Here is a 22,821-nt window from a genome sequence, read left to right on the forward strand (position 1 = left end):
CCCCATGCAATCCAACACGCAAACCGCCGGCCCGGCGCCTGAGATCGCCGCCCCGGCTCACCCGCCGCTGCGCCTGCTGTTTCCCGCGCTGCTGCTCGTCATGCTGCTGGCCGCGCTCGACCAGACCATCGTGTCGACCGCGCTGCCCACCATCGTCGGCGAACTGGGCGGGCTCGACCGGCTGTCGTGGGTCGTGACCGCCTACCTGCTCACCTCCACCATCGTGGTGCCGCTGTACGGCAAGTTCGGCGACCTGTTCGGCCGCAAGATCGTGCTGCAGGCGGCCATCGTGATCTTCCTGGTGGGCTCCGCGCTGTGCGGCGTCGCGCAGGACATGCCGCAGCTGATCGCGCTGCGGGCGCTTCAGGGCATTGGCGGCGGCGGCCTCATGGTCGTGACGATGGCCGCCGTCGGCGACGTCATTCCGCCCGCGCAGCGCGGCAAGTACCAGGGCATGTTCGGCGGCGTGTTCGGCCTCGCGACCGTGGTCGGGCCGCTGCTCGGCGGCTTCCTCGTCGAGCATCTGTCGTGGCGCTGGATCTTCTACATCAACCTGCCGCTGGGCGCGCTCGCGCTCGTGGTGATCGGCACGGTCTTCAAGCCGCGCGTCGCGCAGGTCAAGCACGTAATCGACTATATGGGCGCGGGCTGGCTCGCCGCTGCGCTCACCTGCCTGATCCTGTTCACGAGCGAAGGCGGCTCGCTGCTGCCGTGGAACTCGCCGCAGCTCTGGCTCACCTTGCTGATGGGCGTGGTGGCCGTCGCGGGCTTCATCCACGAGGAAAAGCACGCCGTCGAACCGATCATGCCGCTGGCGCTGTTTCGCGAGCGCACCTTCGTGCTGTCGAGCCTGATCGGCTTCATCGTGGGCGTGTCGCTGTTCGGCTCGGTGACGTTCCTGCCGCTTTATCTGCAGATCGTGAAGGGCTCGACGCCCTCGCAGGCCGGCGTGCAGATGCTGCCGATGATGGGCGGCGTGCTGCTCATGTCGGTGATCGCGGGCCGCATCATCAGCAAGATCGGCAAGTACCGCATGTTTCCGATCATCGGCACCGCCTGTGTCGCCGTGGCGATGATGCTGCTTGCGCGGCTCGAAATCGCCACGCCGATCACGCAGATGTACCTGTACATGGGACTGCTCGGCTGCGGACTTGGCATGGTGATGCAGGTGCTGATTCTCGCCGTGCAGAACACGGTGGAATTCCGCCACATGGGCGTGGCGACGTCGGGCGCGACGCTGTTTCGCTCGATTGGCGGGTCGGTCGGCGTGGCGGCCTTTGGCGCGGTGTTCTCGCACGGCCTGCATACGCGCCTGGCCACGCTGATGAGCGCCGATGTCGAACTGCCCCAGCCGCTCACGCCCGAAGTGATCCGCCATCTGCCGCCCGCGCTCCACGCGCAGTATCTCGACGCGTTCGCGGGGGCGCTCCACACGGTTTATCTCTCGGCGGCGTGCGTGGTCGTGCTGGCCTTCGTGCTCTCGTGGCTCATGCGCAACGCGCCGCTGCGCACGCATCACTAAAACAGGGCGGCATTGCCCTCTCAAAGCCCGGCCATTGCGCCGGGCTTTTTTCTTTCAAATGCCATTCGATTAATTACAATACGCCCGCTCTGGGCGATTGCATTCCGCCGCCCGGAGGGACATAACAGGAGACCCTCATGGACGTCAATTCCGCGCCTGCCGCAGCCAGGGCCAACGACCCGCACGACACCCGCCGCCGCGTACTCGCCATCGTCGGCGCATCGTCGGGCAACCTGGTCGAATGGTTCGACTTCTACATTTATTCGTTCTGCGCGCTCTATTTCGCGCCCGCGTTCTTCCCGAGCGGCAACACCACCACGCAGTTGCTCAACACCGCCGGCGTGTTCGCCGCGGGCTTCCTGATGCGCCCGATCGGCGGCTGGCTGTTTGGCCGCATCGCCGACCGCCACGGCCGTCGCGCCGCCATGATGATCTCCGTGCTGATGATGTGCGGCGGCTCGCTCGTCATCGCCGTGCTGCCGACCTATGCGCAGATCGGCGCGCTCGCGCCGTTGTTGCTGCTGGTCGCGCGCCTGTTCCAGGGCCTGTCGGTGGGTGGCGAATACGGCACCAGCGCGACCTACATGAGTGAGGTCGCGCTGCAAGGCCGGCGCGGTTTCTTCGCGTCGTTCCAGTACGTGACGCTGATCGGCGGCCAGCTTTGCGCGCTGCTCGTGCTCGTGATCCTTCAGCAGACGCTCTCGACCGAAGAACTGAAGGCGTGGGGCTGGCGCATTCCGTTCGTCTGCGGCGCGGCGGCGGCGCTGATCTCGCTGTACCTGCGCAAGTCGCTCGACGAGACCTCGACCAACGAATCGCGCCACAAGAAGGACGCGGGCACGATTCGCGGCGTGTGGCAGCACAAAGGCGCGTTCCTCACGGTGGTGGGTTTCACCGCGGGCGGCTCGCTGATCTTCTACACGTTCACGACCTACATGCAGAAGTACCTCGTCAACACGGCGGGCATGCACGCCAAGACCGCCAGCAACGTGATGACCGGCGCACTGCTCGTGTACATGCTGATGCAGCCGCTGTTCGGCGCGCTGTCGGATCGCATTGGCCGCCGTCAGTCGATGATCCTGTTCGGCATCTTCGCGACGCTCGGCACGGTGCCGCTGATGCACGCGCTCAAGGACGTTGCGAACCCCTTCGCGGCCTTCGCGCTGATTACGGTGGCGCTTGCCATCGTGAGCTTCTACACGTCGATCAGCGGCCTCATCAAGGCGGAAATGTTCCCGCCCGAAGTGCGCGCGATGGGCGTGGGCCTGTCCTACGCGGTCGCGAACGCGCTGTTTGGCGGCTCGGCGGAATACGTCGCGCTGTGGTTCAAGTCGGTCGGCAGCGAAACGACCTTCTACTGGTACGTGAGCGCGCTGTGTGCGATCTCGCTGATCGTCTCGTGGCGCATGCGCGATCCGAGCAAGGAAGGCTACCTGCGCCACGAGCCCTGATCGCTTAAGGCCTTGCTTGGCCGCCTGACGTAGCGCTCAGGCAGGCGTTGCAGCGCGCTCCATCGCGCGCTGCAGCGTTTCGTAGACCTTGGGCCGGTTGCACTGCGAGACATTGAAACGCAGAAAGCTCGCCGCATTGCGCGCCACGCTGAACACATTGCCCGGCGCCAGCACCACGCCATCGGCTAGCGCCTCGCGCGCGACCTGCGCGGCATCGAGTCCGCCAGGTAGTTGCGCCCACAACAACATGCCCGCCTGTGGACGCGTCCAGGCCGTCAAGCCCGCCGACGTGAGGCGACGCAAGGTCTCGCCCATCGCGTCCGCAAGCTGCGCGCGCAGCCCGTCCAGATAGCGCCGATACGTGCCGTCCACCAGCAGCCGCTGCACCAGATCGGCCGCCAGTTCTCCATTGCCGAACGACACCGCGAGCTTGAGATCGACGAGCGGCTCGACCCAGTCCGCGCGCGCCGCGATATAGCCGCAGCGCGCGGCGGCGGTCATCGTCTTCGAGAAACTGCCGATGGCCACTACGCGCGCGAGGCCGTCGAAGGCCGCAAGACGCGGCGCAGGATCGGTCTCGAAGTCGGCGAAGATGTCGTCCTCGACGATCAGCAGGTCGTGTTCTTCGGCGAGCTTGAGCAGGCGGTGCGCGACCGCGGGCGCGAGCGTCGCGCCGGTCGGATTGTGGATCGCCGAATTGGTCACGTAGAGGCGCGGGCGGTGCGCCTTGAGCACGCGCTCGAACGCGGCGAGATCGGGGCCCGTGGGTGTATAAGGCACGCTCACGACCTGCACGCGATGCACGCGCAGCAGCGCCTGGAAATTGAAGTAGCACGGATCGTCGACGACCACGGTGTCGCCCGGTTCGAGCAAGAAACGGCACAGGAGGTCGAGCGCCTGGCTGCCGCCGTCGGTGAGCATGATCTGGGCGGGCGCGGCCTCGATGCCGTGCTGGCCGAGCCGCCACGCAAGCTGCTGGCGCAACGCGGGCAAGCCGAGCGGCGTGGCGTAATCGGTCAGCTGGGCACGCGGGTCGCGGGCAATCGCGCGCAGCGCGCGGCGCACCGCGTCCTGCGGCAACCAGTCGGCGGGCAGCCAGCCGCAGCCGGGACGCAGCGCACGCGCATCGGTTTCGAGCGACTGGCGCGTGAGCCATAGCGGGTCGATTTCGCGGTCGATTTTCGGGCCCGGCGTTCCGGCCAGGCCGATCTGTCCGCGCGCCAGCGCGGCCCCATGGCCCGCGACGAAGAAACCGGAACCGCGCCGCGACGCCAGCGCCCCTTCGGCTACCAGCCGTTCGTAGGCCTCCACCACCGTCGACTTCGACACGCCCATCTGCTCGCTCATCGAGCGGATCGACGGCACCCGCGCGCCCGCCGCAAGCGCGCGCGTGGCGATGCGCTCGCGTACCGCCTGCATCACCTGTTCGACGCGGGTCAGTGGAACCGGTGTCCCGCCCGCTGCATGACGCATGTCTTCCATCTGTACTGCTCCGTATTCAATACAGTTTGTCGAAATTGTACTGATGCTTAGCTTACCGGTTTGGCCCCGCGCGCGCATGATCGGTCAACCGGTTTACGCCACTCCTTGCATCGCATTCACGCCCACTCCATGCGCAAATCCCTCGACTCCACCACCGACGGCTGGCTCTGCGGCCTCGCAGGCGTACTGATCTTCAGCGGCTCGCTGCCCGCCACGCGCGTGGCCGTGCTCGGCCTCGATCCGCTCTTTCTGACCGGCGCGCGCGCGACGCTCGCCGGGGCGCTCGGCGCGCTGCTGCTGGTGCTGTTTCGCGCCGCACGGCCCGAGCGGCGCGAGGTCTGGCCGCTCGTGATCGTGGCGCTGGGCGTGGTGGTGGGCTTTCCGCTGCTCACGGCGCTGGCGCTGCAGCATGTGAGTTCGGCGCACGCGATCGTCTTTGTCGGCCTGTTGCCGCTGTCCACCGCGCTGTTCGGCGTGCTGCGCGCAGGCGAGCGTCCGCAGCCGGTGTTCTGGCTGTTCTCGGCGCTCGGCAGCGCGGCCGTGGTCGCCTTCGCGCTGCGCCATGGCGCCGACGCCTCGCCCGTCGGCGACGCGCTGATGCTGGCCGCCATCGTCGTCTGCGGGCTGGGCTACGCGGAAGGCGCGCGGCTCTCGCGGCGGCTGGGCGGCTGGCAGGTGATCTGCTGGGCGCTCGTGATCTCGCTGCCCGTGATGGCGCCGCTCGCGTGGTGGTTCCTGCCCGCGTCGTTCGCCGCGGTGAGCGCCGCGTCGTGGTGGGGACTCGCCTACGTGTCGCTGTTCAGCATGTTGATCGGCTTCGTGTTCTGGTATCGCGGGCTCGCGCTTGGCGGCATTGCGGGCGTCGGGCAGTTGCAGTTGTTGCAGCCGTTCTTCGGCTTCGTGCTGGCCGCGCTGCTGCTCCACGAAGCCGTGCCGCCCGCGATGATCGCCGTGACGGCCGTGGTGATCGGCTGCGTGGCGGGCGCGCGGCGCTTCGGACGCGCCGCAGCGGCTCCGGCGCGGGCGGGTTGAGCGCTTCGCAGCGAGACCGGATTTTTGACGCGCTTCATTTCGGTGCGCGCGCAGGGCATAGTGGATGCGAGCGCCGCGCTGCTTGCGCGGCGCACTGAATCCGCAAGCCGATCATGAACGCACCGCACACCAGCGCGCCCCTGCTGCGCGACGCCACGCCCGCCGACTTCCCCGCCATCGCCGCGATCTACGCCCATCACGTGCAGTTTGGCGCGGCTTCCTTCGAAGAAACGCCACCGTCACTCGACGAGATGTTGCGCCGTCATGCCGCCGTGCGCGAACACGGGCTGCCGTGGATCGTCGCGGAAATCGACGGCCATGTTGCGGGTTACTGCTACGCCACGCCTTATCGGCCGCGCCCGGCGTATCGCTATACCGTCGAGGATTCGATCTACATCGACGAGAACTTCCGCGGGCGCGGACTGGGCCGCACGCTGCTTGCCGCGCTGATCGAGCGCTGCGAAGCGGGGCCGTGGCGGCAGATGATCGCCGTGGTGGCCGACCCGAAGGGCGGCTCGCTCGCGCTTCATGCGAGCCTGGGATTCGAGCCGGTGGGGACGCTGCGATCCGTTGGGTTCAAGCACGGCGAGTGGCGCGATACGGCGTTGATGCAGCGCGTGCTGGGTGAAGGCGCGCAGAGCCTGCCCGCCGATTAAAGCCAGGGATTCCCAGGTAAATAATCAGGCGGCTGTTTAACCCGTCGCCTGATCCAGCAACATGTCATAAAGCGCCTGCGCCGCGGGCGAAAGATGCGCGGCCTTGCGCGTCAGCAGCACCAGCGTGCGCGAGACCGCAGGCTCGGCCAGCTCGATCACCCGCACCATCGGAAACACGTCCTTCTGAACCGCGAGGCGCGGCACCACCGCCGCGCCCAGCCCTTCCGCCACTAGTCCAAGCGCCGTCGAACTACGCTGCACTTCGTAGAACGCGCGCAGGTTCACCCCATTCGTTTCGAGCGCCACGTCGAGCGGCCCGCGGTTCGCGCTCACCTCGCCCGCCAGGATCAACGCGTGCGCGCCCAGCGCCGACCACTTCACGCGTCGGCGCTTCGCCAGCGGGTGATCGTCGCGGCACACCAGCACATAGGGATCGGTCGTGAGCGGCACGCTCGCCAGTTCGGGATGCTGCTCGCCCGCCACGCCGATGCCGAATTCCGCCTCTCGCCTGAGCACGGCGGCGCGCACATGCGCGGACGCGTGATCGAGGATGCGTACGCGGTCATGCGGACGGCTCGCCGAAAAGCGCCGCAACACGCGCGGCAGATACTGCACGCCGACCGTCGGCACGCACGCAATCGACACGTCGCCGCGCTGGCTCATGCCGGTTTCGCGGATTTCGGTGAGCGCGTCGGCCAGTTCGCCCAGCAGCCGGCGCGCTTGCGGCAGGAACCGCTCGCCGATTTCCGTGAGCGCGCAATGCCGCGTGGTGCGCTCGACCAGCACGACGCCCAGATACGATTCGAGCTTGCGCAGCCGCTGCGTGATGGCCGTCTGCGTGACGTTGAGCGTCTGCGCCGCTTGCCGGAAGCTGCCGCCTTCCGCGATCGCCACGAATGCCTGCACACCCAGCGTGTCAATTTTCATAAGAAATTTGCATCAATCCGTCAATTTATTTCATTTTACTGATTTCCAGCCGGCGACCAGAATACGCGCATTCCCCGTCGTCCCCACGACACCGCACGCATAAGGAGAACGCAATGGCGAACGCAAACCTGACCCAGGGTGCTGGCTATGCGAAGCAGTACGTACAGTTTGAAAGCGAGCGCTCGCGTCCCGTGCGCGACCTGCTCGCCGCCGTGCCTGCAACCCCTGTGTCGAATGCCATCGATATCGGCTGCGGGCCTGGCAACTCCACGGAGCTGCTGATCGCGCATGCGCCGCAAGCGCGCGTAAGCGGTCTCGATGCGTCGGCGGATATGCTCGATGCCGCGCGTGCCCGTCTGCCGCAGATCGATTTCACGCTCGCCGATATCGCGCAGTGGAGCGCCGACGCGCAAGACGATGCGCCGCGCTTCGACCTGATGCTCGCGAACGCCGTGCTGCAATGGCTGCCCGATCACGACACGCTGTTTGCGCAGCTCGTGCAACGCCTCGCGCCGGGCGGCCATCTCGCGATCCAGATGCCCGACAACCTCGACGAACCCGCGCACCGGCTGCTGCGCGAGATCGCCGCGTCGGGCCCCTGGGCGAGCCGTCTTGCCGGCACCGCGCGCACCGAACGCTTTGACGCGCGCCACTATTACGCGCTGCTCGCGCCGCTCTGCGCACGCGTTGACGTGTGGCGCACGACCTATTACCACGCGCTCGCGGGCGGTGCGCACGCCGTGGTCGAGTGGTTCAAGGGCAGCGCGTTGCGGCCTTTCCTCGCCGCGCTCGCCAACGATGAGGAGCGCGCGGAATTCACGACGCGTTATCGCGAGGCCATCGCACAGGCGTATCCGGCATTGCCCGACGGCACCGTATTGCTGCCGTTCCCGCGCCTTTTCATCGTCGCGACAAAGGCCTGAGCGCACAGACGCGCAACGTTAGCGAACGCATTACGGGCGCATGCGCCCTTAAAATAGATCCTCCACGTGCGCCGGTTCCTCACCGGCGCGCCCGCTTACATCGAGGATCATCGCCCCATGCAATCGCTACTCGTGCACGTCCATCCGTCCAACTGGAGTTTCCTGTGGGACGCGCTCACCGCCTTCGCGCTGCGCCTGTGCGCGGCGGTGGCGATACTCTGGCTCGGCTGGTGGGTCGCGCGGCGCGCGGGCAACTGGCTCTCGCGCCAGGGCAGCATCGACGCCACGCTGCGCCTCATCGTTCGCGACAGCGCCGTGTGGGGTGTGCGGCTCGTGGCGATCGTCGGCGCGCTCTCGCAGATCGGCATTCAGACCGCGAGCATCGTCGCGGTGCTGGGCGCGGCGGGCCTGGCCATCGGCCTCGCGCTGCAAGGCACGCTGCAGAACATCGCCGCCGGGATCATGTTGCTGCTGCTGCGCCCCTTCAAGGTGGGCGACTATATCGACGGCGGCACCAACGTCGCGGGCACCGTCGAGGAAGTCAATCTCTTCACCACGCGCCTGACCAAGCCCGACGGCATCTGCGAATACGTGCCGAACAGCGCGCTGTGGAGCAATTCGATCCGCAACTACAGCCGCAATCCCACGCGCCGTCTCGACCTGGAAGTGGAGATTTCGGTGCGCGACGACGTGAACCGCGCCATCGACGCGCTGCGCGCGCTCGCGGCCGCCGATCCGCGCGTGCTGGCCGCGCCCGCGCCGCAAGTGATGGTGACGCGCTTCGACGATAGCATCGCAGTGCTGAACATTCGCGTCTGGGCCAACATCGACACGTTCTGGGACATGCGCTGGGCGCTTTCGCGCCAGGTGCGCCAGACGCTCAATGACGCGCATTTCGCCTTGCCGCTGCGCTCGCGCGAACTGCATATCGTGCAAAGCGGCGAGAGCGGCGAAAGCGCAGCCGATGCACCTGCCGCACAACAGACGCCCTAAGGCAAGCGCCGGAACAAGGTGGGATAGTCGATCACGAGGCCATCCTCGTCGATCTTCAGGTTCGCGGTGAAGTCGCGAAAAATGCCTTCGTAGCGGTACTCGCGATTGGGCTCGATGCACACGTACGCCTGGGCGACGCGCGTGGCCCCGAGTTCTGGTGCTGCGACATAAGCGACTTCGATCGGTTGACGCTCGCCGCGCGAGAGACCCAGGCGGCGAATCGGCAGCGTATTGGTGAACGGCGTCGCAGCAAGGTCGATGTCGATGCAGCCTTCGATCGCGTCGAGTGCACGGCCCTCGCCGTCGCGCCAGTGCCCGCGAGCGTCGCTGTGCATTGCGAAGCTCGCGCCGCCCATCACGCGAAACGCCGCGTAGGTCACGCGCCACTGTCTGTCGCAGTGCACCGTGTAGCACAGGCCATAAGCCCTACCGTAGCGCTGCCCGACCACCACGCTTTCGACGCGGATCGCGCCGCCGCTCGCATCGAATGCCAGATGCTCGATGCCCTCGCCTTCCTCCGAAGCCCAACGTACTTCGCGCATGGTGCGTCTCCGTGTTGAACGTGCCGTGTTGAACGTCGATCCGTGCGGAACAGACGGCTATCCTGGCACAACCCGCAAATAGCGACTATCACGCCCGCGCACGCGCAAGACGGCGCGCTTCGCCTATCCTCGCGAAGCGGCGCGCACGCGGTGCTTCGCCGCGCTGTATGCCCCACTGCACGTCGATTTCACTTCGCATTCGCCCCGCCATGTCATCCCCTGCGACCGTTCGAGCCGCTTCCGCCGACTCCGCCGCCAGCCTCGCCGAGCCGTTGCGCACGCTGCTGCGCAGCCTCGGCCAGATCGTCCTGCAAAAGCACGCGGGCACGGGCGCGTGCGTCCTTGCCGCGCTGGCGCTGTGCGACTGGCGGCTGGCGTGCGCGGCGCTGATGGGCGCTGCGGCGGCCAATGTCTGCGCGCTGCTGGGCCGCGCGCCGTTCGACGCGATCCGCGACGGCCTGGCGGGTTTCAACGGTGCGCTCGCGGGCCTCGCCGCCTTCACCTTCGCCGCCGATACGGCCACGGCCTTCGCGCTCGCGCTGCTCGCAGCGGCCTTTAGCGCGTGGATCGGCACGCCGATGGTGCGCGGGCTCGGCCGCGTGCGCCTCGCCGTGTATTCCGCGCCGTGTCTGGCCGCGACGTGGCTCTGGATGGCGCTGGGGGCGAGTGGGGAGCACGCCGCCCTGACGCCGGTTTCAGTGCCGACGGCCCTGAACGCGGCCGATGCGTTTGCGGGCCTGATGAGCGGCGTCGCGCAAACCGTTTTCGCGTCGGGCACGCTGCCCGGCATCGTGTTGCTTGCTGGCATTGCGTGGTCGTCGCGGCGCGCGGCGGCCTACGCGCTGGGCGGCGCAGCGCTGGCTAGCGTGCTCGAATACCTGGCGGGCGCGCCGCCCGCCAGCTTCGCGGCAGGCCTGTGCGGCTTCAACGGTGCGCTCGCCGCGCTGGCCGCTTCAGCGCTCGGGCCGCGCGCCGCGATCTGTGCGACGATGCTGGCCGCAGCGCTGCATCTGGCCGCCTCGCGCCTTGGCCTGCCCGCGATGACCGCGCCGTTCGCGCTCGCGGGCTGGTGCGTGCATCTGGCGTGGCGTCTGCCGTTGCGCCCGCGCCAGCCGACTACCCCAACCGCACGCCAAGAGAGCTAAAGGAGCCGCCATGTCATTCGCCCATCGCCCGGCCGGCATCGCCGACGCCACGCCGATTTCCGCAGCGGAGCACCAAACGCGCGTCGATCTCGCCGCCGCCTACCGGCTGATTGCGCTCCACGGCTGGGACGACCTGATCTACACCCATGTTTCCGCAGCCGTGCCCGGCGAGCCGGGCCGCTTCCTGATCAACCCGTTCGGCCTGGCCTTCGACGAAGTGCGCGCGTCGAACCTCGTCAAGATCGACACCGAAGGCCGCATCGTCGGCAACAGCGAACATCCTGTGAACGCGACCGGCTTCGCGCTGCACGCCGCCGTGCATCTCGCGCGCGCCGACGCCATCTGCGTGATGCACCTGCACAACACGGCGGGCATCGCCGTATCGATCCAGCGCGACGGCCTGCTGCCCGCCTCGCAGCACGCGCTGCGCTTCTACGGCCAACTGGCCTGGCACGACTACGAAGGCCTCGCGTTCACGCCTGCCGAAGGTGCGCGCCTCACGGCAAGTCTCGGCGACAAGCCCGCGATGCTGTTGCGCAATCACGGCACGCTGACCACGGGCCGCACCATCGCCGAAGCCTTCGTGCTGATGGCCACGCTCATCAAGGCCTGCGAAATCCAGTTGCAGGCGCAGGCGGGCGGCGTGCCGCTCGTCGTGCCGCCGCCTGAAGTCTGTGCGCGCACCGCGACGCAGTTGTTCGATGGCGGCGCGATCGAAGGCGTGCTCGAATGGCCCGCGCTGCTGCGCAAGCTCGATCGCCTCGACCCGTCGTACCGGGACTGAACAATCCTTTATCGCTTTGAACACCCACCAGGAGATCCCCATGCCCACGTTCCATGTCGAACTGTTCGAAGGCCGTAGCGTCGAGAAAAAACGCGAACTCGCCGCCGCACTCACCGAAACCACCGTCAAGGTGCTGGGCTGCGACGCCCAGTCCGTCGACATCATTTTCCATGACGTCAAACCGGAAAACTGGGCGACGGCAGGCAAGCTGTGGAGCGACCCGCGCTAATCATCGCATCGCCGCATCGCCAGTTAAGTCGGTATCCTGATTATTTTTTCGCGAAGCATCGCCTTGCCCGCGATGCTTCGCTTCTCGCCTCTCAGCCCCTCCCGGCACCTTCCCAAAAATCCGGTTCGAACACCGTTTCTTCGCGCACCTGGGCCAATTGACGCACCGCACGCGCGCACCTTGAAAATTGACGCATATTGCCGCAGCGCGCACATCTTGCGTTAAATCAAGACTCAGCGAATTCATCGCCTAAATTAATCCATATCAATGCTTTAGCGCAGCCAGTCGCCGGTCGACGATTGACTGCTGCGACATGCTGGCGCATAGAGCGGCGCAGCAAAACGGGCGCGCTTCCCCTACGCTTACGTCCAATCGCACGACGCTTCGCGCGACGGTTTTCCCGACGATCAAGCAAGCAAACAGTACGCACAAAAAGCACGCCTATGCCCCCGTCACTCCCCGCCTTGCCGGCACTATCGGCATTCGATCTGGCCCGGCTCCAGTTCGCCTTCACCGTCTCATTCCACATCGTCTTCCCGGCGCTTTCGATTGGCCTTGCGAGTTTCATCGCGGTGCTCGAAGCGTGCTGGCTCAAGACCCGCAAACCGTTCTACAAAGAGCTCTGCCAGTACTGGTCGAAGATCTTCGCCGTGGCCTTCGGCATGGGCGTCGTCTCCGGCGTGGTCATGAGCTATGAGTTCGGCACCAACTGGGCCGGCTTCTCGTCGTTCGCGGGCCCCGTCACCGGGCCGCTGCTGATGTACGAAGTCATGACCGCGTTCTTCCTGGAAGCGGGCTTCCTCGGCATCATGCTGTTCGGCTGGAACCGCGTGAGCGAGCGCGCTCACTTCGGCGCGACGCTGATGGTCGCCATCGGCACGCTGATTTCGACGTTCTGGATTCTCGCGTCCAATAGCTGGATGCAGACGCCGCAAGGCTTCAAGATCGAAAACGGCCATGTGGTGCCGGTCGACTGGCTCAAGATCATTTTCAATCCGTCGTTCCCGTACCGGCTCGCGCACATGGCGATTGCCGCCTTCATCGTGGCCGCGCTCGTGGTGGCCGCGACGGGCGCGTGGCACCTGCTCAAGGGTCGCCGCGATCCGGCCGTGAAGAAGATGTTCTCGATGGCGCTGGGCCTGCTGCTCGTGCTCGCGCCGGTGCAGGCTTTCGTGGGCGACGCGCACGGCCTGAACACACGCGAATACCAGCCCGCCAAGATCGCCGCGATCGAAGGCATCTGGGACACCGAAAAGGGCGGCACCGCGCTCAACCTGTTCGGTATTCCCGACATGAAAGCGGAGACCACGCGCTACGCCGTGCAGGTTCCACACCTGGGCAGCCTGATCCTCACGCATAGCTGGGACGGCGAGATTCGCGGCCTCAAGACCTTCGCGCCCGAAGACCGCCCGAATTCGACGCTGATTTTCTGGACGTTCCGCGTAATGGCGGGATTGGGCGTCCTGATGATCGTGCTGGCCCTGTCCGGCTGGTGGCTGCGCAAGCGCGGCACGCTCTATGAATCGCGCCTGTTCCAGCGCTTCACGCTGCTGATGGGCCCGACCGGTTTCATCACGCTGCTCGCGGGCTGGATCACGACCGAAGCAGGCCGCCAGCCGTGGGTGGTGTATGGCGTGATGCGCACGTCGCAAGCGGTTTCGCCGCTGACGGCACAGCAAGTGGGCATTTCGCTGATGGCCTTCGTGTTCGTGTATTTCCTCGTGTTCGGCACGGGCATCTACTACCTGCTCAAGCTCATGCGCAAGGGCCCGGCGCTGCCTGGCGAGCCTTCGCATGGCGGCCACGACGGCCATGGCGATCGCGATGACGGCGAGGCTGTTGCCGAAGTCCATCCCGCAATCGCCGCGAACCAGACCGCGCGCCGCCCGATGGCTGCCGCCGATCAACTGATCGACGCCTGACGCGACGCCTGATGCAGGCTTAAACGCCGCAACCAGCGCCCCAACATACGCACACAGAAACGAGGCAACGCAACATGGATGTCACCGTCATCTGGGCCGCGATCATCGCGCTCGGTCTTTTACTCTACGTCGTGCTGGACGGCTTCGATCTGGGTATCGGCATCGTCTTTCCGTTCTTCCCCGACGAGGAAGAACGCAACCTGATGATGAACACCGTCGCGCCCGTCTGGGACGGCAACGAAACCTGGCTCGTGCTGGGCGGCGCGGGACTGTTCGCCGTGTTCCCCATCGTCTATTCGACGGTGCTCTCGGCGCTCTATCTACCGCTCATCTTCATGCTCGCATGCCTGATCTTCCGCGGCGTGTCGTTCGAGATCCGCGCCAAGGCCAACCGCACGCGACACCTGTGGGATCTCGCCTTCATCGGCGGCTCGACGGGCGCCGCGTTCTTCCAGGGCATCGCGCTGGGCGCCTTCCTGCAAGGCATTCCGATGCAGGACGGCCATTTCGCGGGCGACGCGTTCGGCTGGCTCACGCCGTTCAGCCTGCTCACGGGCTTCGGCCTGGTCGCCACGTATGCGCTGCTCGGCAGCTGCTGGCTCGTCGCCAAGACCGAAGGCGACCTGCAACGCCGCCTGCACAAGCTCGTGTGGCCGCTCACGGTCATGCTGCTCGGTTTTATCGCGCTCGTGAGCCTGTGGACGCCGCTGCAAGACCCGTCGATCGCCAACCGCTGGTTCTACTCGGGCCTGTTCTGGCGTCTCGCGCCGGTGCCGCTGCTGGTGATCGCCTGCACTGTGTGGATGCGCTGGGCCGTGCAGTCGCGCCATCACAAGACGCCGTTCATGGCCGCACTCGCGCTGGTGCTGCTCGGTTATGTCGGCCTGCTCGTGAGCCTGTGGCCTTATGCGATTCCGCAGCACCTCACGCTCTGGGAAGCCGCCGCGCCGCGCGAAAGCCAGACCTTCACGCTGATCGGCGCGTCGGTCATCCTGCCGATCATCCTCGCCTATACGGCGCTCGGTTACTGGGTCTTCAGAGGCAAGCTCAATCATGGCGACGCTCACCACTACCATTAAGAAACGCGCCCTGCCGGGCTGGCTCTGGTTCGTGCTGCTGTGGTGCGGCGGCGTGGCCGGGGCAGTCTCGCTCGGCTATGTGTTCAGGATTTTCATGAACCTCACGCTGTTTGCCGTGAAATAACCCACAATCCAGCGCGCCAAGCCGCGCCAAACGCCCACGCCGCGTTAGACTGTAGGCCGTCTGTAACTTCGATCATAAGAACCATGCAACAGATGACCTTCATGGAATGCGTGAAACGCGCGTGGGCCAGCGCCGGGGAAGCCATCACGCGCATGCCCGCGGTGATGCTCGGCGCATTTGTGCTGTACGCGGCGCTGGGCTGGCTCGCGCTGGCCGGCCGCCCCATGCCGGGCGAAGGCGACATGCCGTCCACCGGCCTCGTCCTGCTCGGCAACCTGGCGTCGATCTTCAACGCCCTCGTCTACCTCTGGTTCACGCTCAAGGTCTACCGCTTCGTGCTGCTCGGCGAGCACGCGTCGCCGTTCCTGCCCAACGGCGCGCGGCCGATGCTGCGCATGCTCGGGCTGGGCGTGCTGATGGTGCTGTTCTTTATCGGCACCGGCGCGGGGCTGTGGATCGCGCTGACGCCTCATAACGTAGCGAGCGAGCTCTTTCTGGCATTGGTCGTCGCGGTCATCTGGATGTTCGTCGGCGTGCGCGTGTGCCTGCTTTATCCGGCACTGGCGATCGGCGGGCGCTTTTCGCTGGGCGCCGCGTGGCGCGACACGCAGGGGCACTTCTGGAACCTGCTTGGCGTCTCGTGCGTCGCGGCGCTGCCGCTGATCGTGTGCTGCGTCGTTGCGCTGATCGGCATGGGTCTTGTGGGCATTTCGCCCGCTGTGGTGCAGACGCCCGGCTGGTACACGGCGCTTGCGATCATGCAGAGCGTCGTCAATCTCGCCTTCGCGCTGCTCACCAGCACCGCGCTGGCGTGGCTCTATCGGCGCTATGCGAATGCGCTGAGCCCGGCTTCCGCTGCAGCGTCCTCTTCCGCGCAGTGAGTCTTCTGCCCGGCTTCACCAGATGCCGGGCACGAAGCGATACCTCACCCGCTCCAGATACGCGCGATAGCCCGGCAGTTCGGCGGCTAGCGCGCGCTCTTCGCGTACGGCGCGCCAGCCGACGCCTGCCACCATCGGCGGCACCCACAGCAGCCCCCACCACGATCCCAGCATGAGCGGCGTGCCCGCCAGCAGCAGGATCGCGAATGCGTACATCGGATGGCGCACATACGCATACGGCCCGCGGTCGCTCACCGCATGGCCGCGCTCGTGCTGGATCTTCACCACCGGCGCCGCGTAACGGTTAGCCGCGAACACGCCACGCGTGGCGTAGATATCGACGAAAATCGCCACCGCTCCGCATACGCCCAGCCACGTCGGCACACGCGACCAGTGAAAGCGCACGGCGTCCATGCCGATAAAGCACAGCCACGCGCACCACGCCAGCGCGACGGCCATCATGAACACGCGATCCCAGCGCGCCTGCTCGCGCTGCATGAACGGCGCGAGACGTTCGGCGAGCAGGCCGGGATCGGTGCGCGCGAGCCACATGCCGATCCACGCACAGCACGCAGCCCATTCGAGCAGCCACAGCCATGCGGCAGTCCACGCGAGCGTCCCCGCGCCGACAAACAGCAGCACGCCCTGGAACACCAGCCAGATGAAGGTTTGCGCGAAGAGCCGCGCGACCAGCGGCTTGTTCATCGTCTCCTCCTTCGCGCACACCGCGCGGGGTATCGGGCGCGATCAGCGCAGAGCCGCGCTCGATCACGCTCGATCACGCGTAAAGCGTGCGTCAGCGATCGCTGCTCCGCTCGCGCCCTTCCACACGCGCGAACAATGCAGGCAGATCGAAACCCGCCGTATCGAGATTGAAACACTCGTGCAAGCATTGCGCGAGTTCGTCCACGCTCTCGATGAAGCGCTCGGTCAGCCGCTGGCCGTTGGCGTCGCGCTCGGTGTAGCGATCGTTGAACAGCACGGCGCGCCGCCCTTCATGCGCGACGCATGCGATCAGGTTATCCCTGAAGAACGATTGCGGCGATGCGCACGTGTACCAGTTCGCCACTTCGTAGTCGACCCACTGCGCGGGCTTGTCGTCGAAGCGATAGACGTCGAGCCACGCGGTGCCGTCGAAGGTCTCCAGCTTCCACTCGGTCGAATCGATCGGCGTCAGGCGCGCCGGTTCGAGCAGCGTCGGTTGCACGCCACGCTCGTCGAACCTGAGCGGCGCGCTCAGCGATGCACCGCCGAAGCCCACGTCGACCAGCCACGCCTGCCCGTCCACGTGCACGCGCAGCAGCATGTGCGTGCGCGGCGTACTCGCGCCTGCCGGATGGCCGTACAGCACACGCGCCGCCATGGGCTCCACGGCGAAGCCCAGTTGCATGAGTACGTGCGCAAACAGCGTGTTGTGCTCGAAGCAGTAGCCGCCGCGCCGCGACGACACCAGTTTCGCGACGATCTCGTGCAGCGCGACCGAGACGCGCCGCGCCGAAAACGGGTCGAGGTTCTCGAACGCTATCGCGCGGGGATGCCGTTCATGCAGCGCGCGCAACACGTCGAGCGACGCCTCACGCGGGCCGTCATAGCCGATGCGGGAGAAATAATCGTTCAGATTTACCTGGTATTCGTGGAATGCAGACATCGATCACCTGCGGGCAAATAAATGAAATAACGACACAAGAAAATGGCGTTTGCGAATAGCGATTTTCGCGTCAATTCCTCATACCGTATAGCTTCAAAGCTGACCATCTGTAATTATCAGGATCACCTATGAAAGCGCTGTGTAAACAATGCGCTTACGGCACGTAATTAATGTGAGAATCATTCTCATTTGTGTTGACGCTTATTTTACCGATGAGTACGATTGCGCCGTCTCGGAGACAAACGATTCACGCGCGCCGATTACGGCGAGCATGGAGATTCGATCCCGCTATAAAGAATTAAATAAGTAAGGAATACGATGAAACTCAACCGGTCATCCCGTTCGTTCGGACGGCGTGTGCCTGCCCTGCGCGGTCTCGCGATGTGGGCCGCCTGTGCGACCTTCGCATGCGGCGCTGCGCAAGCCCAGACGAGCAACCCCGATGCCGCGCCGGAAGCCCCCGAGGCCGATCTCTCGATCAAGGCGCAGCCGTCGAACTTCTGGACGGGTATCTGGACGCGCCAGAACCTGCTCGGCGACATGGGTGGCCTGCGTCCGTGGCTCGGCAAATACGGCGTCACGTTCGAGCTGACCGAGACGAGCGAATATCTCGCCAACCTGCGCGGCGGCCTGAATCGCGGCGGCACCTATGACGGTCTCACGACCGCGACGGTGCAGGTCGATACGAGCAAGGCGCTCGGCATCCAGGGTGGCCTGTTCAACATCAGCGCATTGCAGATTCACGGCTCGAATCTGAGCGCGAACAATCTGGGCACGCTCAACACGGCGAGCGGCATCGAGGCGCAGGACACCACGCGCCTGTGGGAGATGTGGTACCAGCAGTCCTTCTTCGACAAGAAGCTCGACGTCAAGGTCGGTCAGCAGAGCATCGACCAGGAATTCATCACGAGCCAGTACGCGGCGCTGTTCGTCAACACGATGTTCGGCTGGCCCGCGCTGCCTTCGTACGACATGCCCTCGGGCGGCCCGGCCTATCCGCTCGCTGACCTGGGCGTGCGCGTGCGCGGCCAGATCGCGCCTTCGCTCACCGGCTTGATCGGCGTGTTCGACGGCGATCCGCTCGGCAACAATCCGAATAACCTTAGCGGTACGAACTTTAACCTGCATAACGGCGCGCTCGTGATCGGCGAGTTGCAGTACGCCATCAACCAGCCGTCCGAAGGCGAGCTTGTGAGCGCGGACAACCGTGGCTTGCCGGGCACCTACAAACTGGGCTTCTGGTACAACAGCGGCACGTTCAGCGACCAGCACTACGACAACACCGGCCTCTCGCTGAACAACCCGGCAAGCACGGGCGTCAACGCGACGCACAAGGGCGACTACAGCATCTACGCCGTCGCCGACCAGATGATCTGGCGTCCCGATCCCGACGAGCCGCGCAGCATCGGCGTGTTTGCGCGCGTGATGGGCGCGCCGGGCGACCGCAACCTGGTCAGCTTCTCGGCCAATGCGGGCATCGTCATGAAGGCGCCGTTCAAGGGCCGCGATAACGACAGCGTGGGTCTTGCAGTCACCTATATCAAGGTCAGCAACGCCGTGCACGACCTCGACCTGGACTACCGCGATTTCAACGCGTCGACCTATGGCGTGCGCACCCAGGAAACCACGCTCGAAGCGACCTATCAGTATCAGGTCACGCCGTGGTGGCAATTGCAGGCCGACGCGCAATACACCTTCAATGCCGGCGCCGGCCAGAATCCGAACGATCCGACCGCGGCCCTGCGCAACACCTTTGTGCTGGGCGTGCGCACGAACATCACGTTCTGATCGCTGCATCCGTTTATGACCCACACCAAGCCCTCACGCCCCAACGCCGCGCACATCGACGTGCGCGCGCGCCTGCGTGAGGCACGGAGAATTACCATGAATCACGCCATGCGCAAGCTGCTGCTGTGCTCGGCTCACGCCACCCGCGCGGCGCTCGCGCTTTCCGCTGCCGCCATGCTCGGCGCACCGCTCGCGGCCCATGCCGATCCGCAAGGTCTGCTGGAGACCGTTCACCATCACACCACGCTCATCAACACGGTGCCCGACAACGGCGACCAGAACCCGTACGCACTCTTCGTCGCGCCGGTGAGTGCGGGCACGGTGAAACAGGGCGACGTGCTGATCGACAACTTCAACAACGCCGCCAACCTGCAGGGCACGGGCAGCACCATCGTCGACTATCACCCCGATACGAAGCAGATGACGCTGTTCGCGACGATCCCGCGCGACCTCAAGGAATGCCCCGGCGGCGTGGGACTGTCCACGGCGATGACGATGCTGAAGTCGGGCTGGGTGATCGTCGGCAGCACGCCCAGCAACGACGGCACGACCGGCACCAAGGGCGCGGGCTGCATGATCGTGCTCGACAGCGGCGGCAAGATTGCGAAGGTCATCAGCAGTCCGAACATCAACGATCCGTGGGGCAACATGGCCGTGGTCGACAACGGCGACCACGCCACGCTGTTCGTGAGCAACGCCGGTTTCGGCGTGGGCGACGCGAACGGCAATCCGCCGCCCGTGTTCAAGCAGGCCACGGTGCTGCGCTTGGATCTCGACATTCCGGCCGGCCAGGCGCCGGTCGTGAAGAGCGAAACGGTGGTGGCAAGCGGCTTCGGCGCGCAGGCGGACAAGGGCGTGTTCCTCGTCGGCCCGACCGGCCTCGCGCTGTCCGCCGACAACAAGCTGCTGTACGTGTCCGACGCAATCGGCAACCGCATCAACGTGATCGAAGATCCGCTCACGCGCGACACGAGCGCAGGCGTGGGCCGCCAGCTGACCGCCGACGGCCTGCTGCACCGCCCGCTCGCGATGATCACGACGCCGCAAGGTCACCTGCTGGTGACCAACGCACTGAACGGCCAGGTCGTGGAAATCGACCCGGTCGCGGCGAAGCAGCTCTACGCGCGCTGGATCGATACCGACAAGGCGCAGACGCCACCCGGCAACGGCGACCTGTTCGGCATCGCGCTGACGCCTGCGGGCGACGGCTTCTACTACGTGGAAGACGATGTGAATACTCTTGTGCTGGCGAAATAAATCATGTCCTCCGATGATTCCCAAGACCGGCCGCGGCAACCCGCGCGGCGCGGTTTCCTGAAGGCGGGCGGCGCGGCCGTCGCGGCGAGCGCCACGCTCGGCGCGACGCTCGGATCGTCCCAGGCCCAGGCTGCCGAAGCGAAGCACCGCACGGAAGCAGCCGACCCGCTGGCCGCCGTCGAGCCGTTTTACGCGCCGCATCAAGGCGGCATCGTCACGCCGCAGCAGGCGCATACCTATGTGGCCGCGTTCGATCTGACGACCACCTCGCGCGACGACGTCATCAAGCTGCTGCGCCAGTGGACTGACTCCGCCGCGCGCATGACGCAAGGCCATAGCGCCGTCGCGCTCGACGGCGTGAGCGACCAGCAACCGGCGCCCGATTCGGGCGACGTGCTGGGCCTCGGCCCTGCCGGCCTCACGGTGACGTTCGGCTTCGGCCCTGGCCTCTTCATGTCCGAAGGCAAGGATCGCTACGGCATCGCGCACAAGCGCCCCGCCGCGCTCGTCGACCTGCCGCGCTTTAACGGCGACCAGTTGATCCCCGAGAAAACCGGCGGCGATCTCTACGTGCAGGCCTGCGCGAACGACGCGCAAGTGGCCTTTCACGCGGTGCGCCAGCTCTCGCGCCAGGGCTACGGCATGCTGCGCATGCGCTGGGGCCAGGCGGGCTTCCTGTCCGGCCCGCGCGGCCAGACGCCGCGCAACCTGATGGGCTTCAAGGACGGCACCAACAATCCGCCGACCGGCGACCCCGCCGCGATGAAGGAATTCGTCTGGGCGACGTCCGCCGAAACGCCGTGGATGCAAGGCGGCACCTACACGGTCGTGCGCCGCATCCGTATCACGCTCGAACACTGGGACCAGATGGAACTGGGCTTCCAGGAGCAGGTGTTCGGCCGTCGCAAGTACAGCGGCGCGCCCATCGGCAAGGAGAAGGAGTTCGACCCGGTCGACCTCACTGCCGAGGACAAGGACGGCAATGCGCTGATCCCCGATAACTCGCACGTGCGCCTGTCGAATCGCGCATCGAACAACGGCGCGCAGATCCTGCGCCGCTCGTATTCGTACAACGACAGCACGAACTTCTATATCGAGCGCTGGCCGCCATGGCGCCAGGAAACCGAATATGACGCGGGCCTCATCTTCATCGCCCACCAGGCCGACCCGCGCACGGGCTTCATTCCGATCAACGAGAAGCTCGCGAAGTTCGACATGATGAACCAGTTCACGACCCACGTGGGCAGCGCGATCTTCGCGTGCCCGCCGGGCGCGAAGCCGGGTTCGTACATTGGCGCCGAACTGTTCGAAGCCTGAAAAAACCGGCCTTTTCGCCGACGTATTCGACACACGCATTTGCCTGAAGCAATCGACAAGAACGGATAACGACCGATCATGAAAACAACATTCCCTGGCGCGCGCCTGCGCGCCGCTGCCCTCGCACTGGCTATCGCTGGCCTGGCGCCGCTTGCTGCGCACGCCGCTTCGATCACGCTCTACAACGCCCAGCACGAGCAGGTCGTGAACCAGCTTGCGAAGGACTTCGAACAACAGACCGGCATCGACGTGAAGATCCGCAGCGGCGAAGGCCCGGCGCTGGCCGCGCAGCTCGTCGCCGAAGGCGCGAAGACGCCCGCCGATGTCTACTTCACCGAGAATTCGCCCGAGCTGATGCTGCTCGAAGAAAAGGGCCTGCTCGCGCCCGTGCAAAAGAGCACGCTGGGCGTCGTGGCCGATCGCTACAGCTCGCCGGCCGGTGAGTGGGTGGGCGTCACGGCGCGTGAAAACGTGCTCGCCTACAACACGACGAAGGTGCAGGCCGCACAACTGCCGCAGTCGATCTTCGATCTGGCCAAGCCCGAATGGAAGGGCAAAGTGGGCATCGCGCCGAGCGACGCCGACTTCCTGCCGCTCGTGGACGCCGTGCTGGCCGCCAAGGGCGAAGCCGCCACGCTCGCGTGGCTCAAGGGCTTGAAGACCAACTCGCAGGTCTTCGACGACGACGAAGGCGTCGTCGCCGCCGTGAACCGCGGCGCAGTGGCCACGGGCATCATCAACAACTACTACTGGGACCGCCTGCACGCCGAGATCGGCGACAGCAAGACGCGCAGCGCCGTGGCGCACTTCGCCGACGGCGACGTGGGCGCACTCGTGAACGTCTCGGGCGCAGCCATCCTGAAGGCGGCGCACAATCCGGACGGCGCGCAGAAGTTCCTCGCCTACCTGGTGAGCGAGCGTGCGCAGAAGCTCATGGCGCAAGGTCGCATCAGCTTCGAATATCCGCTGCGCCCCGGCGTGGCGGGCGACCCGATCAACAAGCCGTTCGACCAGCTGAAGCCGCCTGCGCTGACCATCCAGCAGCTTGGCGACGATAGCCAGGCCGCACGCCTGCTGCGCCAGGCGGGGCTGCTGTAAAGCCACGACGATTCACAAGGA

22 protein-coding genes are annotated in these 22,821 nt (G+C 66.0%); 17 read left to right on the forward strand and 5 right to left on the reverse strand.

The genetic code is table 11. From position 1 onward, the window contains the following. Positions 1-4: 4 nt before the first annotated feature. Both BBA01S_RS28995 and BBA01S_RS29000 read left to right on the forward strand, forming a co-directional pair. The gene (locus BBA01S_RS28995) at positions 5-1,522 is read left to right on the forward strand and encodes an MDR family MFS transporter (protein WP_027819508.1); all 1,518 of its coding nucleotides are present in this window, start codon (positions 5-7) and stop codon (positions 1,520-1,522) included. Between the two features lie 137 nt (positions 1,523-1,659). Beyond that, positions 1,660-2,973 carry an MFS family transporter gene (locus tag BBA01S_RS29000; protein ID WP_027819509.1) on the forward strand — a complete coding sequence of 438 codons (1,314 nt, stop codon included), beginning with the start codon at positions 1,660-1,662 and terminating at the stop codon, positions 2,971-2,973. Between the two features lie 36 nt (positions 2,974-3,009). Here the strand turns inward: BBA01S_RS29000 and BBA01S_RS29005 are convergent, their stop codons facing one another. Beyond that, positions 3,010-4,446, reverse strand: coding sequence for an aminotransferase-like domain-containing protein (locus tag BBA01S_RS29005; protein ID WP_027819510.1), 1,437 nt, complete (start codon positions 4,444-4,446; stop codon positions 3,010-3,012). A 138-nt stretch (positions 4,447-4,584) separates the two neighbouring features. On the opposite strand from BBA01S_RS29005, the gene BBA01S_RS29010 reads away from it, so the two are divergent. Then, entirely contained in the window at positions 4,585-5,487 is a 903-nt protein-coding gene (locus BBA01S_RS29010; protein ID WP_042298070.1) for a DMT family transporter, read from the forward strand. Positions 5,488-5,600: 113 nt separating this feature from the next. Further along, positions 5,601-6,143: a GNAT family N-acetyltransferase gene (locus BBA01S_RS29015; RefSeq protein WP_027819512.1), complete on the forward strand. Its 543-nt coding sequence runs from the start codon at positions 5,601-5,603 to the stop codon at positions 6,141-6,143. Between the two features lie 36 nt (positions 6,144-6,179). Here BBA01S_RS29015 and BBA01S_RS29020 read toward each other — a convergent pair whose 3' ends face one another. Next, on the reverse strand, positions 6,180-7,070 hold the full coding sequence (locus BBA01S_RS29020; RefSeq protein WP_027819513.1) for a LysR family transcriptional regulator: 891 nt from the start codon (positions 7,068-7,070) through the stop codon (positions 6,180-6,182). A gap of 113 nt (positions 7,071-7,183) precedes the next feature. Between BBA01S_RS29020 and tam the strand changes: the two genes are divergently transcribed. After that, the gene (gene tam / locus BBA01S_RS29025; protein WP_027819514.1) at positions 7,184-7,993 is read left to right on the forward strand and encodes a trans-aconitate 2-methyltransferase; all 810 of its coding nucleotides are present in this window, start codon (positions 7,184-7,186) and stop codon (positions 7,991-7,993) included. 117 nt (positions 7,994-8,110) lie between these two features. After that, positions 8,111-8,986 (forward strand): mechanosensitive ion channel family protein, encoded by an 876-nt coding sequence (locus BBA01S_RS29030; protein WP_027819515.1) that lies wholly within the window; start codon positions 8,111-8,113, stop codon positions 8,984-8,986. Here the strand turns inward: BBA01S_RS29030 and BBA01S_RS29035 are convergent. Then, positions 8,983-9,528, reverse strand: coding sequence for a putative glycolipid-binding domain-containing protein (locus BBA01S_RS29035; protein WP_027819516.1), 546 nt, complete (start codon positions 9,526-9,528; stop codon positions 8,983-8,985). The genes BBA01S_RS29030 and BBA01S_RS29035 overlap by 4 nt on opposite strands. Positions 9,529-9,737: 209 nt before the next feature. On the opposite strand from BBA01S_RS29035, the gene BBA01S_RS43235 reads away from it, so the two are divergent. The 7 genes from BBA01S_RS43235 (at position 9,738) to BBA01S_RS29070 (ending at position 15,692) form a co-directional block, all read left to right on the forward strand. Further along, entirely contained in the window at positions 9,738-10,673 is a 936-nt protein-coding gene (locus BBA01S_RS43235; protein ID WP_042298071.1) for an urea transporter, read from the forward strand. Between the two features lie 10 nt (positions 10,674-10,683). Further along, positions 10,684-11,457: a class II aldolase/adducin family protein gene (locus BBA01S_RS29045; RefSeq protein WP_027819517.1), complete on the forward strand. Its 774-nt coding sequence runs from the start codon at positions 10,684-10,686 to the stop codon at positions 11,455-11,457. A 40-nt stretch (positions 11,458-11,497) separates the two neighbouring features. Further along, positions 11,498-11,686 (forward strand): 4-oxalocrotonate tautomerase, encoded by a 189-nt coding sequence (locus tag BBA01S_RS29050; protein WP_027819518.1) that lies wholly within the window; start codon positions 11,498-11,500, stop codon positions 11,684-11,686. A 443-nt stretch (positions 11,687-12,129) separates the two neighbouring features. Further along, entirely contained in the window at positions 12,130-13,608 is a 1,479-nt protein-coding gene (locus BBA01S_RS29055) for a cytochrome ubiquinol oxidase subunit I (RefSeq protein ID WP_042298072.1), read from the forward strand. Between the two features lie 74 nt (positions 13,609-13,682). After that, positions 13,683-14,687: a cytochrome d ubiquinol oxidase subunit II gene (cydB, locus tag BBA01S_RS29060; protein ID WP_027819520.1), complete on the forward strand. Its 1,005-nt coding sequence runs from the start codon at positions 13,683-13,685 to the stop codon at positions 14,685-14,687. Continuing rightward, a complete protein-coding gene (locus BBA01S_RS47655) occupies positions 14,662-14,811 on the forward strand; it encodes a hypothetical protein (RefSeq protein ID WP_167336051.1) in 150 nt (49 codons plus the stop codon). The genes cydB and BBA01S_RS47655 overlap by 26 nt, the downstream gene beginning before the upstream one ends. 83 nt (positions 14,812-14,894) lie before the next feature. After that, on the forward strand, positions 14,895-15,692 hold the full coding sequence (locus BBA01S_RS29070) for a hypothetical protein (protein ID WP_027819521.1): 798 nt from the start codon (positions 14,895-14,897) through the stop codon (positions 15,690-15,692). Positions 15,693-15,707: 15 nt separating this feature from the next. Here BBA01S_RS29070 and BBA01S_RS29075 read toward each other — a convergent pair whose 3' ends face one another. Beyond that, positions 15,708-16,385 (reverse strand): methyltransferase family protein, encoded by a 678-nt coding sequence (locus BBA01S_RS29075; protein WP_027819522.1) that lies wholly within the window; start codon positions 16,383-16,385, stop codon positions 15,708-15,710. 103 nt (positions 16,386-16,488) lie between these two features. After that, positions 16,489-17,340, reverse strand: a complete 852-nt coding sequence (locus BBA01S_RS29080) for an arylamine N-acetyltransferase family protein (protein WP_027819523.1) — start codon at positions 17,338-17,340, stop codon at positions 16,489-16,491. 381 nt (positions 17,341-17,721) lie between these two features. Between BBA01S_RS29080 and BBA01S_RS29085 the strand changes: the two genes are divergently transcribed. From BBA01S_RS29085 to BBA01S_RS29100, 4 genes are all read left to right on the forward strand, one after another. Next, positions 17,722-19,128, forward strand: coding sequence for a carbohydrate porin (locus tag BBA01S_RS29085; protein WP_245641625.1), 1,407 nt, complete (start codon positions 17,722-17,724; stop codon positions 19,126-19,128). 96 nt (positions 19,129-19,224) lie between these two features. Beyond that, on the forward strand, positions 19,225-20,385 hold the full coding sequence (locus BBA01S_RS29090; RefSeq protein ID WP_042298073.1) for a hypothetical protein: 1,161 nt from the start codon (positions 19,225-19,227) through the stop codon (positions 20,383-20,385). 3 nt (positions 20,386-20,388) lie between these two features. Further along, positions 20,389-21,702 carry an iron uptake transporter deferrochelatase/peroxidase subunit gene (efeB, locus tag BBA01S_RS29095; protein WP_027819526.1) on the forward strand — a complete coding sequence of 438 codons (1,314 nt, stop codon included), beginning with the start codon at positions 20,389-20,391 and terminating at the stop codon, positions 21,700-21,702. A 78-nt stretch (positions 21,703-21,780) separates the two neighbouring features. Next, complete coding sequence (locus tag BBA01S_RS29100) at positions 21,781-22,800, forward strand: iron ABC transporter substrate-binding protein (protein WP_027819527.1); 1,020 nt, start codon at positions 21,781-21,783, stop codon at positions 22,798-22,800. The last annotated feature ends 21 nt before the right edge of the window (positions 22,801-22,821 follow it).

This window comes from Paraburkholderia bannensis NBRC 103871, assembly GCF_000685015.1.
Taxonomy (GTDB): domain Bacteria; phylum Pseudomonadota; class Gammaproteobacteria; order Burkholderiales; family Burkholderiaceae; genus Paraburkholderia; species Paraburkholderia bannensis.